We start from the raw sequence: 13741 nt of genomic DNA, 5'->3' as shown, positions 1-13741 counted from the left end.
GCGTACCACTTATGCTCAACCCTGATCTCTGGACCTTCGCCCTGCACTGCTATGCACGAGAGGGGGTCGAGAGCGCCTGCCTGGAACTGCAAAGTCAGGGCGCGGATGTCTGTGTGCTGATCTGCGCGGCCTGGCTGGAGGTACGCGGAGTGGCATGCAGTCCGGAGCGGATGCGTGCGCTGGAAGAAGTCGCCGCACCCTGGCGACACAGGGTGGTGGAGCCACTGCGCGAACTGCGCCAGGCATGGCGCTCGCCGGCGGAACAGGACGAAGCCTTGCGAGAACTGCGCGAGTCACTCAAGACGCTGGAACTGCAAGCTGAGCGCAGCCTGCTGGAGCGGCTGCAGACGGCGAGCTGCGAATGGAGCGAAAGCGCAGGTGCCGACCAGTGGTTGCGCGCTCTTGGGCCGAAAGGTAGTTGCCACGTTGCGCTGGAAATCCTGCGCAACGCGGCTTATCAGACTCAGCTGGAGCTGGCAGCTTTCTGAGTCGCGGTGCGCTTGGCTGCAGGCTTGCGAGCAGCAGGCTTTTTCGCCGCGGGCTTGGCCGCCGTGGGCTTGGCCGCTGCCTCAGCCGCAACGGGCTCAGCGCTGTTGGCGGACTGCGCGGCCGCAGCGGGTCTGGCCGCAGTGGCCGAGCGTGCGCGGGCCGGAGCCTTGGCCGTTGCAGGGCGTGTAGCCGCAGGCTTGGCCGCGGCAGTGCCGGCCGAGGTCTTCGCGGCTGTCTTGGTCGGAGCTTTTGCCGGAGCCTTGGCTGGCGCTTTAGCAGCCGGCGTCACCGCTGTTTTGGTCGCCGGAGCTTTGGCAGATGCGGCCGCCGGCTTGGCTGCAGCTGGGGCGACCTTGCTGGCAGGCTTGCGCGCAGCCGGACGGGAGGGTGCGGCGGGCTTGACAGCAGTCGCAGGCTGACTGCGCAAGGCCTTGTCAGCATCATCGGCGACCTTGCGGATACCCTGGGCCAGCTTCAGGCTCTGCTCAGCATCGCGCTTGAGATCGGCCAGGTAGGTCAGGGTTTCGCTCTGCCGGCTCTGCAGCAATGCGAGGGACTCTTCCAACTCGCCGAGCCGGGAGCGCGCCTTGACCTGTGCCTTGGCCTTGCCCGCATTGCCGGCGTCGTCCAGCTTGGCACGGACCTTGGTCAGCTTGTCCTGAGCCTTGCCTCGCTGCTTCTGCAGCTTGGCAAGCGTGCTTTCGGCATCCTTGATCGCCCGAGCGCAGGCCTGGTCAAGGTGGTCAATCAGACTGAGGGAAAGCTGCTGCAGCAAATGCAGCGGGGTGGTAACCGACTTCTTCTTCGCGGGCATGGAGGCGCCTCCTGGCAGGAACGGTGCCCCCATACTAGACGGCCGGCTCTAGCGCCGCCAGCGCCCGCCGAGCGGCTCCGGCCGGCAGCGCCATGGCCACCATCTCATGCGGTAGTGGCGTCTGCCTGTTTGTGCGCGTTATGCAGGACTTCGATCAGGCAGTCTTCCAGCTCGAAGCGCTCATGCAGCAGCTGGCCCAGCTGCTTGAGCTCGTCGGCCAAGCCTGGGCTACCCAGGCAATCGCCCTTCTCGCAACGATCATTGAAGCCCAACGCAACCTTGGTGATGGTCTCGATACGCGGGTAGATCTGCTTGGCCAACTCGATCGCGCGGGCATCGCCGAACGCTTCGGCCTCGGCGAGCAGTTGTTCGTAGATTTCGAAGTGGCCGGCCGAGACGTAGTCGACCAGGTATTCGCAGAACCGCTGCAGTGCCTGTCGAGCGGTCGCGTCGCGATCGGTATGCAACTCGTGATAGGCATTGATCAGTGCATGGCGCTCGTGCAGCCAGCGATCGATCAGCAGATGTACACCACCCCAGCGTTCCTGGGCATTGCGACAGCTCTCGAGCATGATGTCCTCACTTCCCTAATCGATGATGCTTTTACGCCATTCCGAGACGTTTTTCTGTCTTTCGGTATCGGCCCTGGGTGAGTGGCGGCAGCGGATGGCGAAAATCCGTCACCGCAGGAGCAGACTATGCCGCGCTGCTCGATGCATCAAGCGAAAAGCCGACGAATCTCGCAAGCGCACCTAGCCGCTGCACGTCCATGAGAAGACCCTGCTAGCGCAGCGGGAGTTCGACGGTAAGAAGGAAAGTTTTGCTCAGTCGCGGCGCAATAGCTGCGCCAGACAGACAATGGCCATGCCGATGAAGGCCAGTAGACTCCACTCGGGAATGCTCAGCCCGAGCATCGTCCAGCTCACTTCGGCGCACTCCGCGGTGCCGTGCAGCACTAGGCGGGCGATTTCCTGGAAGGGCAACGCTTCCATCATGTATTCCAGGCTCGGCAGGCAGCTCGGCAGCTGATCGGCCGGCACGCTCTGCAACCAGATCTGGCGAATGGCAGTGGCGCTGCCGAACAGTACGAACAACAGGCCGACACCAGCGTAAACGCGCCGCCCGGTCTTGGCCGGTCCGTGAATCGCAGCCACCAGGCAGGTCAGGCCGAAGGCGATCACGCAGATGCGCTGGACAATGCACAGTGGGCACGGCGCCAGCCCCATTACGTGTTCCATGTAGAGCGCAACGACGATCAGCAGCGCGCTTCCGATAAAAGCGAGAAGGAACAGGGAACGTGGGCTGGCCAGACGCATGGTGGCTCCGCTTGCGAGGGAAAGTCCGCTACGGTAGTGGAAACCTGGACAGCCTTACAAGCGGCGAGAAAGACGCGCGCAAGCGTCAAGCCCGGCACATGGCGGACCTGACGAGCCGGTCACAGAGTCGCGGGCAGATTGCGATCGAGCAAACCGACGCCCTGCTGGAACAGGCGATTGCTGCTTTCGGTATCGCCCAGTTGCGCCAGAAGACGCGCCAGCTCGGCGCAGGTTTCCGGGCGGTGGTCGAAGCGTAGGCTCGCCTCGAAATAGTCGCGCGCCTTGCCCCATAGCTCGTTGCGCAGACTGAGCCGTCCCAGCGCAAGCAGCAGCACGGGGTTTTGCGGATGATCCTTGAGCCAGCCTTCGGCATGCGCCAGCTGGCGCGCCGGATCACGCCCGAGTACGCGGCCATAGCGTTCCACCAGTCGATCGTCGTACTGTCGTTTGATCGCCGCGTAGAGAACCTCCTCGGCTTTCCCCTGGGCACCGAGGCGAGCGAGTCCGTCGGCGTAGGCGCGCACCACCAGTGGCTCCCCTCGCAGCGCGCTGGGGACGGTCTGCCAACGCTGATTCAGCGCCTCGATGCTCGCCTCGGTAGCCAGCTCTGACGGCTGCCCGGCCTGTTCGACCGCTGCCGTCCAGGCCAGCACTTCCAGCTCGCTGAGCTTGGCCGCTGGCAGCACGCGATGCTTGCGCAGCTCTGGCAGCAGCCGACACAGCGCTGCCCAGTCCTCGAGCTGGACATACAGCTGTTGCAGCAGCGTCAGTACATAGGGATGTCGCGGATGGTCGTTCTGCAGCTCGCTGAGCGAGGCGCGCGCCTCGACATACTGGCCGCGAGCAATCTGCAGCTGCGCCTGGGTCAGGCCGATCGCCAACGCCGCCTCGGGTTCACGCTCGCGAGCCTTCTGCAGCAGCTCATCGCTCTGGGCATACTCGCCCAGCTCGTTGGCCGCCCGCGCTGCCCCCAGATAATGCACCAACGGCTGGCGATCCTTCTCGGCGGCCAGTTGCAGGTGATTGAGCGCCGGCGCCCATTGGCCTTCGGCAAGCTCGCGCAGGCCGCTGCGGGACGCCTTCTCCACGCGGCGTTCGCGATGGCGACGCGACCATGGGTTGACCAGCGCACCGGAGATTTGCAACAGCCCCAGTAGCCAGTGCACCACAACGGCCACCAGCCACAGGCTTGCGATCAGGGCAAGGAAGACCCAGAAGCTCGACTCGTAGCGGAACTGATCATATGTGATCAGCACGTAGCCAGCGCTCTGGCTGATCGCCCAGCCGAGGAATCCGGCGACGGCAAGCAGCAGAATGAGTAGCAACGCCAGTCTTTTCATGTGCGCTGGGCCTCCTGCTCGGCATCCTGCGTCTCGGGCTGGGCGGGCGCTTCGCCTGTATCGCCCGCGTCGCGGCGTTCACGCTTCTGTACGTAGGCCTGCAGCGCCTCGAGCGCCGGCGCGAGATCGGGCAGGGTCACCTCCACCTCGCGCTGTGAAAGCTCTTCGAGACGCTTGCGCAGACCGCGAGCCTGGCCATTGTCTTCACTGAAGTGATCCTTGAGCACCGAGCTGGCCTGCTCCAGTGACTGCCGGTAGACCTCGGCATTGCCATTGAGCACCGCCCACTGGGCCTGCTCGATAGCCAGCGAAAGGGCCAGACGCACCTGGCCCAGGGTCTGCCCGGCAAGCAGCGGCTTGACGTCGGCACCGGCGTCGAAGTCCACCCGCACGTAGCGCGTCAGCTCGTTCAGCCAGCGTTGCCAGCGGCTGTCCTGGGCGCTCTCCGGCTGCGCCTCGCCATTGACGAACTCCGGTGCCAGTGCGCTGAGCTGAGCGGTCTGCCCACGCAAGGCGCCGAGCTGCAGAAACAGCCCGGTGCGATCGAGTTCCGGCAGGCTACGCAGACCCTCGAGCCCTTCCAGCAGTTTCTGCCGCGTGCTGTAGGCAGCGGGATCGTCCTGCTTCTGCAGGATCAGATCGGCCTCGTGAACCAGCATTTCGGCGCTTTTCACGTCCTGCATGGCCGACAGCTGCAGCATCGCCATGCGCAGCAGGTGCTCGGCCTCCGCCAGGCGCCACTCTTCGCGACTGGCACCGAGCACCTGCTCGACACGCCCGGAAAGGCGCTGTTGATCGCTCTGCAGCGTCGCCAGCAAGCGCCGCCGCTCCTCCAGCTCGCTGGCCGAAGGCAGTTGCTCCAGACGGCCGAGACGTGCCGCCATCTGGCGCTCACGCTCGGCCAGCTGGCGAGTCTTCTCATCGGTGCTCTGCAGGGCTTCGAGCTGACGATCCTCGTCGGCGCCGAGCTGCTGCAGCTGCCAGACGCCGTAACCAGCGAGCGCTACGCCACCCAGCCCGACCAGCAGCGCCACGGTTGCCAGGGACTTGGCGCCGCCACTGGCGACAGGCTTGGACGGGGCAGGCTTGGACGACTTGGCGGGCTCGACGGCCGGAGCCGGCTCACTGGCGGGGGGTTGCAGCGGTTCTTTCTTGGAATCTGCTTCGCTCACGTTTCCATCCTTTGCTTCAGGAGGCGGTCACCGCGGTCTCCCGCAACGCCGCCAGCAAGGCCGCGGCGCTGGCGCCGCGGCAATCCACAATTCGTTTGGCGCCCAGCTGCCGAGCCATCTCCGCCACCCGCGGGCTGGGTACGAACAAGGGTAGCTCAGACAATTCGGGCCAGGTATCGGCTGCCAGCTCATACAGCGACAGCAGACCCTGCCCACTGCTGACCACCAGGCCGTTGAGCCGTTCCGAGCGGAGCGTGGCGGCAAGTGTTCCAGCGGGATAATCGGGCAGGTAGCGCCGGTACAGTTCGAGGATATCCACCTGCACCCCGCGCGCGCGCAATGTCTCGGCGAGAAACTCGCGGCCACCCTCGCCACGCAGGATCAGCACCTTCGGATCGCGCCTCGCCAGCGCCTGTTCCAACTGCGGCAGGACCAGCAGCGCCTCGCTGTCGTCACCCCGCTCGGGCCAGCTGACATCCAGCCCATAGGCTTCGAGGATCGCCCCGGTGGCGGCACCGACGCTGAACCAGGCTTGACCGAACGGGGGCTGCGGCCAATAGCGGTCGAGCAGCTCCAGGCCCAGTCGGGCAGCCGGTTTGCTGACCACGATGACGGCGCAATAGCGATCCAGCTCGAGGATCGCCGCACGCTGCTCGGCCGTTTCCGGCAACGGCTCGATCGCCAGCAGCGGCAGACTGGCGCTGTGCACGCCGGCTTCGGCGAGTGTTGCCGCCAGCACCTCGCATTCTCCGGCCGGCCGGGTCAGCAGCAGGCGCCAGCCAGTCACGCGTGACCAGCCTCGCCATAGACCGCCTTGAGGATCTGCTCGGCACCCTGGGCCAGCAGCTCCTCGGCGACCTGCACGCCCAACGCCTCGGCTTCGGCGGCAGGTGCCCGGCCTTCGGCGCGCAGCAGCACGGTGCCGTCCGGCTGGCCGACCAATCCGCGCAACCACAGCTGCTCGCCTTCGAGCACCGCGTAACAGGCGATCGGCACCTGGCAGCCGCCGTTCAGGCGCTTGTTCAGGGCGCGCTCGGCGACCACACGGGTGGCGGTCGGTGCGTGGTTCAGGCAGGCCAACAGTGCATGCAGCTCGCTGTCGTCAGTACGGCACTCGATGCCCACCGCGCCCTGCCCGCCGGCCGGCAGGCTCTCGTCGACGCCGATGCTGGAACGGATGCGCTCACCGAAGCCGAGGCGAATCAGCCCGGCGGCAGCGAGGATGATGGCGTCGTACTCACCTGCATCGAGCTTGGCCAGTCGGGTGTTGACGTTGCCGCGCAGGAACTGGATTTTCAGGTCCGGCCGCCGCGCCAGCAGCTGGGCCTGGCGACGCAGCGACGAGGTGCCGACCACGCTGCCGGGCGGCAGCGCATCGAGGTCGTCGAAGTGGTTGGAAACGAAGGCATCGCGCGGATCTTCACGCTCGCAGATGCAGTACAGGCCCAGCCCTTCGGGAAATTCCATCGGCACGTCCTTCATGGAGTGCACGGCGATGTCCGCTTCGTTCTCCATCAGTGCCGTTTCCAGTTCCTTGACGAACAGACCCTTGCCGCCAATCTTCGCCAGCGGCGCGTCGAGCAGTTTGTCGCCGCGGCTGACCATCGGCACCAGGCTGACCTTGAGCCCCGGGTGCGACGCCTCCAGGCGCGCCTTGACGTATTCGGCCTGCCACAGGGCCAGGGCACTCTTGCGGGTGGCGATGCGAATTTCGCGAGACATGGACAATTCCAGAACAGTGAATTGCCGACGATGATAACAGGCCGGACAACCAGCCTGGGTTGGCCGGAATCAAGTAAAGCGCGCTGTCACGCCACCACGCCGGAGCCCGCCAGCCGTAACAGCTGACGGTCACCAACCCAGCGAGCCGTGCTGGCTCAGAGGTTCTGCATCAGCTTGCGCACACCGGCCACGTGGCGCCGACTCACGGTCAACGCCTCGCCATCGAGTCCCTTGAGGAACAGCTGGAAGTGCCCGAGCGGCGTGCGCTGCAGACGCTCGATCCGATCGCGGAACACCAGCGCGTTGCGATGGATGCGCACGAAGCGTTCACCGAACTCGTCTTCAAGGGATTTCAACGGCTCGTCCAGCAGCACCTCGCCACCAACGTGGCGCAGGGTGACGTACTTGTGGTCGGCGATGAAGTAGATCACCTGGTCCAGCGGAATCAGCTCGATGCCCTTGCGGGTGCGCGCGCTGATGTGGCTGCGCGGCCCGGCACCGGACACCGCAGCCGGACGGGTCAAGGCAGCGAGCTGAACGCGATTGGGCCGCTCGGCCTTCTTCAGCGCCTCGGACAGGTGCTCCGGGCGCACCGGCTTGACCAGATAGCCAACCGCGCTGACCTGGAACGCATCCAGGGCGAATTCATCATGGGCAGTACAGAAAATCACCGCTGGCGGCGCATCCGTCTCGCAAAGCTTGGCTGCAACCTGCAGACCATCGAGCCCGGGCATGCGGATATCCAGCAGCACGATATCAGGGCGCAGTTCCTCGATCAGCGTCAGTGCTTCTTCGCCATTGCTGGCAGCAGGCTCGAGGACACGATAGCCGTCGAGGTCACCTACCAGTCGGCTGAGGCGCTCGCGGGCTAGAGGTTCGTCATCGACAATCAGGACATTCATATAGATCTGGCTTCCTGCGTTTGTCTCGCACATGGATAGCGTAGACATGTGTAATGGCGGCCTTCACGGCGCTCCACGCTGAGACTCGCTAGCGGACCGAAAAGTGCCGCTAATCGTGCGTCGATGTTCTGCAAACCCTGCCGCGTACCCCGTGAAGCCTGCGCTTGAGCGGTTTCGTCGAACGGGTTGCTGACCACCAACTGAAACACACCATCGACATATTCAGCGGCTACGCTGACCAGACCGCCGTCGATACGTGGCTGAATGCCATAGACCAGCGCATTCTCCAGCAGCGGCTGCAGCGTCAGCTGCGGAATCGGCAGGTCGTCCGGTACGCTGTCGACCCGCCAGTCCATCTGCAGCCGGTCGCCCAAGCGGTACTGTTCGATCGACAGGTAGCGGCGCGACAGCTCCAGTTCGTCACACCAGGCCACCAGCGTGCCCGGCCGCGCCAGGCTGGCGCGAAACAGGTCGGACAGGTCCAGCACCGCCTGCTCGGCCTTGGCCGGATCGCTGGCCACCAGCGCGGCAATGCTGTTGAGGCTGTTGAACAGGAAATGCGGACGAATGCGCGCCTGCAGCGACTCGATCCGTGCCCGCAGCTCGGCCTGCTCCTGCCGCCGCCACTGGCTCTGCAGATAGAAATAGCGTAGCAGCAGGCCCGACATGATCAGGCTGATCAGCGCGTGCCGCAGGTAAAGGTTGACCTCGCCGTCACGCGAGATCGGGCCACCGAGCTGGTAGATATCGGCCACGGAGGTGCAGGCCAGGGTCAGCCCGACCACCAGCGCGCAGCACGCCAGCCCGGCCAACGCCGCGCGGAGCCGCGCCAACAGCGGACGCAGCAGACACATGGTGCCGGCCGACAGCAGCACGATCCACTGCACGAACAGCGAGGTCAGCGCCAGGCGCATCCAGTCGAAGCCCGGCTGCATCGGTTCGGCCAGCACCAGCACGAACACCAGCAGCTCGGCGAGCAGGACAAGGCCGAGCAAGGCCTCGGGCTGGCACAGCTCGGGAACGAAGAAATCATCGGATACGGCGGTGGTTTTCACGCGGATCAGCCTGTGGATCGACCTGCCGGGAGTTTCCTTGCACGCCTCGGTGACGGCAAGCCAAGCACCCGTCGGCGAAGGCGAAATCGTGCGGATTTGCCAGCCAGCTCACCCTTCGCCCGGCTGCGCCCGGTGTGCCCGCCCGCAGCGCCATCCCTGCTATCATCGCCGCCTTTCCTCAGCCTTCGGATTTCAGCGAGCGCATACATGAGCACCGACAAGACCAACCAGTCCTGGGGCGGCCGTTTCAGCGAGCCCGTCGACGCCTTCGTCGCCCGATTCACCGCCTCCGTCGAGTTCGACAAGCGCCTCTATCGCCACGACATCATGGGTTCGATCGCCCATGCGACGATGCTGGAAAAAGCCGGCGTGCTGAACGCCGATGAGCGCGAGCAGATCATCACCAACCTGAAGGACATCCAGGGCGAGATCGAGGCCGGCGCCTTCGACTGGCGCGTGGACCTGGAAGACGTGCACATGAACATCGAGGCGCGCCTGACCGACCGCATCGGCATCGTCGGCAAGAAGCTGCACACCGGACGCAGCCGCAACGACCAGGTCGCCACCGACATCCGCCTCTGGCTGCGCGACGAAATCGACGTGATCCTCGGCGAAATCACTCGTCTGCAGCAGGGTCTGCTGGGTCTCGCCGAGGCCGAAGCCGACACCATCATGCCCGGCTTCACCCACCTGCAGACCGCCCAGCCTGTGACCTTCGGCCATCACCTGCTGGCCTGGTTCGAGATGCTCAGCCGCGACTACGAGCGCCTGGTCGACTGCCGCAAGCGCACCAACCGCATGCCGCTCGGCTCGGCCGCACTGGCCGGCACCACCTACCCGATCCAGCGGGAAATCACCTGCGAGCTGCTGGGTTTCGAAGCGATTTCCGGCAACTCGCTGGACGGCGTCTCCGATCGCGACTTCGCCATCGAGTTCTGCGCCGCCGCCTCCGTGGCGATGATGCACCTATCGCGCTTCTCCGAAGAGCTGGTGCTCTGGACCAGCGCCCAGTTCCAGTTCATCGACCTGCCGGATCGCTTCTGCACCGGCTCCTCCATCATGCCGCAGAAGAAGAACCCGGACGTGCCCGAGCTGGTACGCGGCAAGACCGGCCGCGTGTTCGGCGCGCTGACCGGTCTCCTCGCGCTGATGAAGGGCCAGCCGCTGGCGTACAACAAGGACAACCAGGAAGACAAGGAACCCCTGTTCGACGCCGCCGACACCCTGCGCGACTCGCTGCGGGCCTTCGCCGACATGGTTCCGGCGATCAAGCCCAAGCGCGAAATCATGCGCGAGGCGGCGTTGCGCGGCTTCTCCACCGCCACGGATCTGGCCGACTACCTGGTGCGCAAAGGCCTGCCCTTCCGCGACTGTCACGAGATCGTCGGCCATGCGGTGAAGTACGGCGTGCAGACCGGTAAGGATCTGGCCGAGATGAGCCTCGACGAACTGCGCCAGTTCAGCGATCAGATCGGCGACGACGTGTTCGCCGTGCTGACCCTGGAAGGCTCGGTGAACGCCCGTGACCATATCGGCGGCACGGCGCCTAATCAGGTGCGCGCCGCGGTCAAGCGCGGCCTGGCGCTGCTCGCGTCCCGCTGACCGGAGTCGGCCGACCGCTTGCGGTCGGCTGTTCAGCTTGCGGCCGACCCGGGCTGTCGCGCCGTCTGGCGCTACAGCTCGGTGACCGTCATCGGGCCGATGTACGGTTCCAGCGGCAGGCGATGGCCATCCCCACAAGCCCGCCAACTGGCGCAACAATGCGCTCACCCTCTCCCGTTCAGGAAGCTTGAGATGCCCCTCGACATTCGCCCCGCGGTTCGCGAAGACGCCGCATTGATCCTGCGCTTCATCACCGATCTGGCCATCTATGAAAAGGCCGAGCACGAGGTCAAGACCGACATCGCCGGCATCGAGAACAGCCTGTTCGCCGACGGCAGCAGCGCCCATGGTTTGATTTGCGAGCTGGACGGCGAGCCGATCGGCTATGCGGTGTACTTCTTCAACTACTCGACCTGGCTGGGCAAGCACGGCCTGTATCTGGAAGACCTCTACGTCACACCGCAGCAGCGCGGCGTCGGCGCCGGCAAGGCTCTGCTGCGTCATCTGGCCAAACTGGCGGTGGCACGCGGCTGCGGGCGCTTCGAGTGGTCGGTGCTGGACTGGAATCAGCCAGCCATCGACTTCTACGAATCCATCGGCGCCCGGCCGCAGAGCGAGTGGATCGGCTACCGCCTTGCCGGCGACGCACTGTCAGAGTTCGCGGCAGGTTGAGCAATCGTTCCAGCACGCCTGCGCCACCAGCCGCGATGCCGCCGCGCAAAGCGCGCCTGCCCTTTGCCAATGCCTGGTTCTTCCCGGCTGCCGCGCTCTACGCGGCGCTGATCCTGCCGTATTCGCTACTGGCACTACTTGGCCTGCTTCCCGCGTTGCCCGGGCTCGCCACATCCGCCGGTCACGCCCACGAAATGCTCTTCGGCTTCGCCCTGGCGGTGATCGCCGGCTACCTGCTCGGCCCGCAGCGACTGCGCTTTACCCTGACGCTGCTCGGCTGCTGGGCGCTCGCACGACTGAGCTTCCTGCTGTGGCCGGGCTCGTGGCTGGCACTGATCTGCGCCGCCGCCTTTGCCACCGGCCTTGCCTGGAAAGTGTTGCCGCGCTTTCTCGGCGCCGCGAAGAAATGGCGTAACCAGAGCGTCGCACCCGTGGTCGCCGGGCTGAGTCTGCTCAGCGCCATCGCCAGCGGCGGCTTTGGCGCTGGCTTCGACCGCCTCATGCTGGAGGAGGCGCTGCTATTGCTCGCCACCCTGATGTTCTTCATGGGCGGACGGATCATCGCGCCAGCCATCGCCGGGTACGCGCAGAGCCGGGGATGGCGACTGGATGCGCGGGTGCAGCCGCAGATCGAAGGCGCCGTGCTGATCCTGCTCGGCCTCGCTCTGCTGCTGAATCTTCTGCCCTGGCCGCTCATTCGGCACCTGACCGGCGCCGTACTGGTCGCCGCTGCCGTACTCACGACCATCCGCCTGCTGCGCTGGCAACCCTGGCGCTGCGCAAGGCCCGAGTTGCTGACGCTGCTGCTCGGCTATGCCTGGCTCGCCATTGGCCTGCTATTGCTTGGCCTGGGTACGCTGCTACCGGCGCTGCCATTGAACGCAACGCTGCACGCCTTGACCGTCGGCGCGCTGGGCAGCCTGACTTTCGCAGTCATGGCCCGCACGCGGCTGATCTACCGTTTCCGCGATCCCGCGGCGCAGCGCTGGATACAGGGCGTGGCGTTGCTGATCAGCTTGGCGGCGCTGGCTCGCGTGCTGCCCGCCGTGCTGAGTCAGCCTCACCCGGCCTGGCTGCTGCTCGCCGCCGGTTGCTGGTCGCTGGCCTTTATGGCGCTGACCTTGCTGCTCTGGCGTTGTCGCGACGCCCATTCGGATAGTCCTCGCGGCAACGCTAATCACTGAGTCATCGACCGGAACTCTCGCGCATTACGCTTGACCTACATGCAACCGCCGGCGACTGCTCCCATGTCCGCCGCCGCATTCGCCGAGGCCTGCATGACCGACCTGCGCACCCTGCTACTGAACCAGGACACCCAGGGAGCCGAGCTCTTCGACTCGCCCAAGGAGCGCCTGATCTTCTACCGCTCCGAAATACATTTCGAGTCCTCGCTGCTGGCCGAACGCACCAGCGCCTACCTGTCGTCGCAGTCGTTCCTGATGATTGCCTTCGCCTCGTCGATGGCCAACAGTAACCCTGAGTGGGGCGAGCTGTTCCGCCTGGTGGTGCCGGCGATTCTCTCGGTGCTCGGCCTCATCACATCGCTGCACGCGATGCCCGGCATCAAGTCCAATTTCGACGTCATCGAGCGCTGGCATCAGAAACAGTCCGAACTGCTGCAGCTCGAAGGCCGCGTCGGCATGCTGCCGAACAACGAATCGGCGCTGTTCGGCGAAGGCAGCAGCCCAGTCGGCGGGCCTCGCTACAAGCGCACCCTGCTGTTTTCACTGCGCACGCCGATCATCTTCTCGCTGGTCTGGAGCGCATTCGGCCTGCTCTGCCTGGCCCTGAGCCTGATGGACTGACGCGCCGCAGCATTGCTTCACGGGGCAGCCGGTGCTTAGCTGGATGCATCCGTATGGAGGAAGCCATGTCCGATCCAGACCGCCCCCGCTATCGCGTCGATGCCGATCGCCAGGCCGCTCAACGCCGGGTACGCTACGTCGAAACCAACCGCCCGGATGACGGCAGCTGCACGATATGCCAGCTGGACGCAGAAAATCCGGCCCCGCTCGACGAGACCCCTGCCATGGCGCAAGACACCCCTAGCAACGATGAAGATGAAGCGTTCGCCGAAGAAACCCTGATCCAGGCGATCGAGAATCAGCTTGAAGCCGGCGAGCCCGCGGCCACCCAGGCCACGCTGAACAAGCTGACGCTGGTCGGCTACGAGCGCGACGAATGCCTGCAGATGATGGCGCTGGTCCTCGCCCACGAGATCCGCGCGATGCTCAGCGAAGACCGCCCCTTCGACGGTGCGGCCTACGAGGCCATGCTGCGCAAGCTGCCGGAACTGCCGCAGGCATCCGAATAGGACCTGGATCAAGGCAGGGTCGCCGCCAGCATCTACACTCAGCGGACAGGGCATGAGCCCACCACCCGAAGGAGCGAGCATGTCGTACACCCCTGAGTTGGTCGCCGAACTGGAAGTGCTTTGCCAGTTCAATCTGGAAAACCTGCAGGAAGGGCTGAAAGTGCATCACGATGCCAGCCCGTCCACCATCGCCGCTTTCGGCCGCCTCCACGCCAAGGGCCTGATCACCCAGAACGATGGCGGCTACCTCACCAGCCTTGGCCGCGACGCCGCTGAACAGGCGCAGACCCTGCTTACCATCCTCTCGGAAACCGCCACGGCCTGACACCGCATTGCCGTTCCG

At 65.4% G+C, this 13741-nt stretch carries 16 protein-coding genes; 7 read left to right on the top strand and 9 right to left on the bottom strand.

All coding sequences use genetic code 11. The annotated features are described in order from the left end of the window. Positions 1-11 precede the first annotated feature (11 nt). Positions 12-488, top strand: coding sequence for a TIGR02444 family protein (locus HZR81_RS15090; RefSeq protein WP_500128604.1), 477 nt, complete (start codon positions 12-14; stop codon positions 486-488). Here HZR81_RS15090 and HZR81_RS15085 read toward each other — a convergent pair. From HZR81_RS15085 to HZR81_RS15045, 9 genes are all read right to left on the bottom strand, one after another. After that, positions 464-1303, bottom strand: a complete 840-nt coding sequence (locus HZR81_RS15085; RefSeq protein ID WP_500128602.1) for an AlgP family protein — start codon at positions 1301-1303, stop codon at positions 464-466. The two genes, HZR81_RS15090 and HZR81_RS15085, sit on opposite strands and share 25 nt — an antisense overlap. Before the next feature lie 104 nt (positions 1304-1407). Continuing rightward, positions 1408-1875, bottom strand: a complete 468-nt coding sequence (locus tag HZR81_RS15080) for an Rsd/AlgQ family anti-sigma factor (protein ID WP_063539596.1) — start codon at positions 1873-1875, stop codon at positions 1408-1410. Between the two features lie 252 nt (positions 1876-2127). Continuing rightward, the gene (locus tag HZR81_RS15075) at positions 2128-2619 is read right to left on the bottom strand and encodes a disulfide bond formation protein B (RefSeq protein ID WP_063539595.1); all 492 of its coding nucleotides are present in this window, start codon (positions 2617-2619) and stop codon (positions 2128-2130) included. Between the two features lie 119 nt (positions 2620-2738). Continuing rightward, positions 2739-3959 (bottom strand): heme biosynthesis HemY N-terminal domain-containing protein, encoded by a 1221-nt coding sequence (locus HZR81_RS15070; protein WP_500128601.1) that lies wholly within the window; start codon positions 3957-3959, stop codon positions 2739-2741. Continuing rightward, complete coding sequence (locus HZR81_RS15065; RefSeq protein ID WP_500128600.1) at positions 3956-5131, bottom strand: uroporphyrinogen-III C-methyltransferase; 1176 nt, start codon at positions 5129-5131, stop codon at positions 3956-3958. The genes HZR81_RS15070 and HZR81_RS15065 overlap by 4 nt, the downstream gene beginning before the upstream one ends. 16 nt (positions 5132-5147) lie before the next feature. Beyond that, the gene (locus HZR81_RS15060) at positions 5148-5918 is read right to left on the bottom strand and encodes a uroporphyrinogen-III synthase (protein ID WP_500128599.1); all 771 of its coding nucleotides are present in this window, start codon (positions 5916-5918) and stop codon (positions 5148-5150) included. Beyond that, entirely contained in the window at positions 5915-6853 is a 939-nt protein-coding gene (gene hemC, locus HZR81_RS15055; RefSeq protein ID WP_500128598.1) for a hydroxymethylbilane synthase, read from the bottom strand. Before hemC ends, HZR81_RS15060 begins: the two co-directional genes overlap by 4 nt. 155 nt (positions 6854-7008) lie before the next feature. After that, positions 7009-7755 carry a LytR/AlgR family response regulator transcription factor gene (locus tag HZR81_RS15050; RefSeq protein WP_102839563.1) on the bottom strand — a complete coding sequence of 249 codons (747 nt, stop codon included), beginning with the start codon at positions 7753-7755 and terminating at the stop codon, positions 7009-7011. Next, positions 7752-8810: a sensor histidine kinase gene (locus HZR81_RS15045; protein ID WP_500128597.1), complete on the bottom strand. Its 1059-nt coding sequence runs from the start codon at positions 8808-8810 to the stop codon at positions 7752-7754. The genes HZR81_RS15050 and HZR81_RS15045 overlap by 4 nt, the downstream gene beginning before the upstream one ends. A gap of 207 nt (positions 8811-9017) precedes the next feature. On the opposite strand from HZR81_RS15045, the gene argH reads away from it, so the two are divergent. From argH to HZR81_RS15015, 6 genes are all read left to right on the top strand, one after another. Then, complete coding sequence (argH, locus tag HZR81_RS15040) at positions 9018-10412, top strand: argininosuccinate lyase (protein WP_500128596.1); 1395 nt, start codon at positions 9018-9020, stop codon at positions 10410-10412. A 192-nt stretch (positions 10413-10604) separates the two neighbouring features. Beyond that, positions 10605-11084, top strand: a complete 480-nt coding sequence (locus HZR81_RS15035) for a GNAT family N-acetyltransferase (RefSeq protein ID WP_500128595.1) — start codon at positions 10605-10607, stop codon at positions 11082-11084. 35 nt (positions 11085-11119) lie between these two features. Then, a complete protein-coding gene (locus tag HZR81_RS15030) occupies positions 11120-12268 on the top strand; it encodes an NnrS family protein (RefSeq protein WP_278401938.1) in 1149 nt (382 codons plus the stop codon). Positions 12269-12361: 93 nt separating this feature from the next. Next, a complete protein-coding gene (locus tag HZR81_RS15025; protein ID WP_031297359.1) occupies positions 12362-12889 on the top strand; it encodes a hypothetical protein in 528 nt (175 codons plus the stop codon). Positions 12890-12954: 65 nt separating this feature from the next. Beyond that, on the top strand, positions 12955-13398 hold the full coding sequence (locus HZR81_RS15020; RefSeq protein WP_270053180.1) for a hypothetical protein: 444 nt from the start codon (positions 12955-12957) through the stop codon (positions 13396-13398). Between the two features lie 79 nt (positions 13399-13477). Next, the gene (locus tag HZR81_RS15015; protein WP_063539585.1) at positions 13478-13723 is read left to right on the top strand and encodes a TIGR02647 family protein; all 246 of its coding nucleotides are present in this window, start codon (positions 13478-13480) and stop codon (positions 13721-13723) included. Positions 13724-13741: the final 18 nt, after the last annotated feature.

The sequence above is a fragment of the Pseudomonas sp. LM13 genome (assembly GCF_041381355.1).
In the GTDB taxonomy this organism is placed as follows: Bacteria; Pseudomonadota; Gammaproteobacteria; order Pseudomonadales; family Pseudomonadaceae; genus Stutzerimonas; species Stutzerimonas frequens.
The sequence above is the reverse complement of the archived record's forward strand: the minus strand, read 5'-3'. Positions and strand labels throughout refer to the sequence as shown.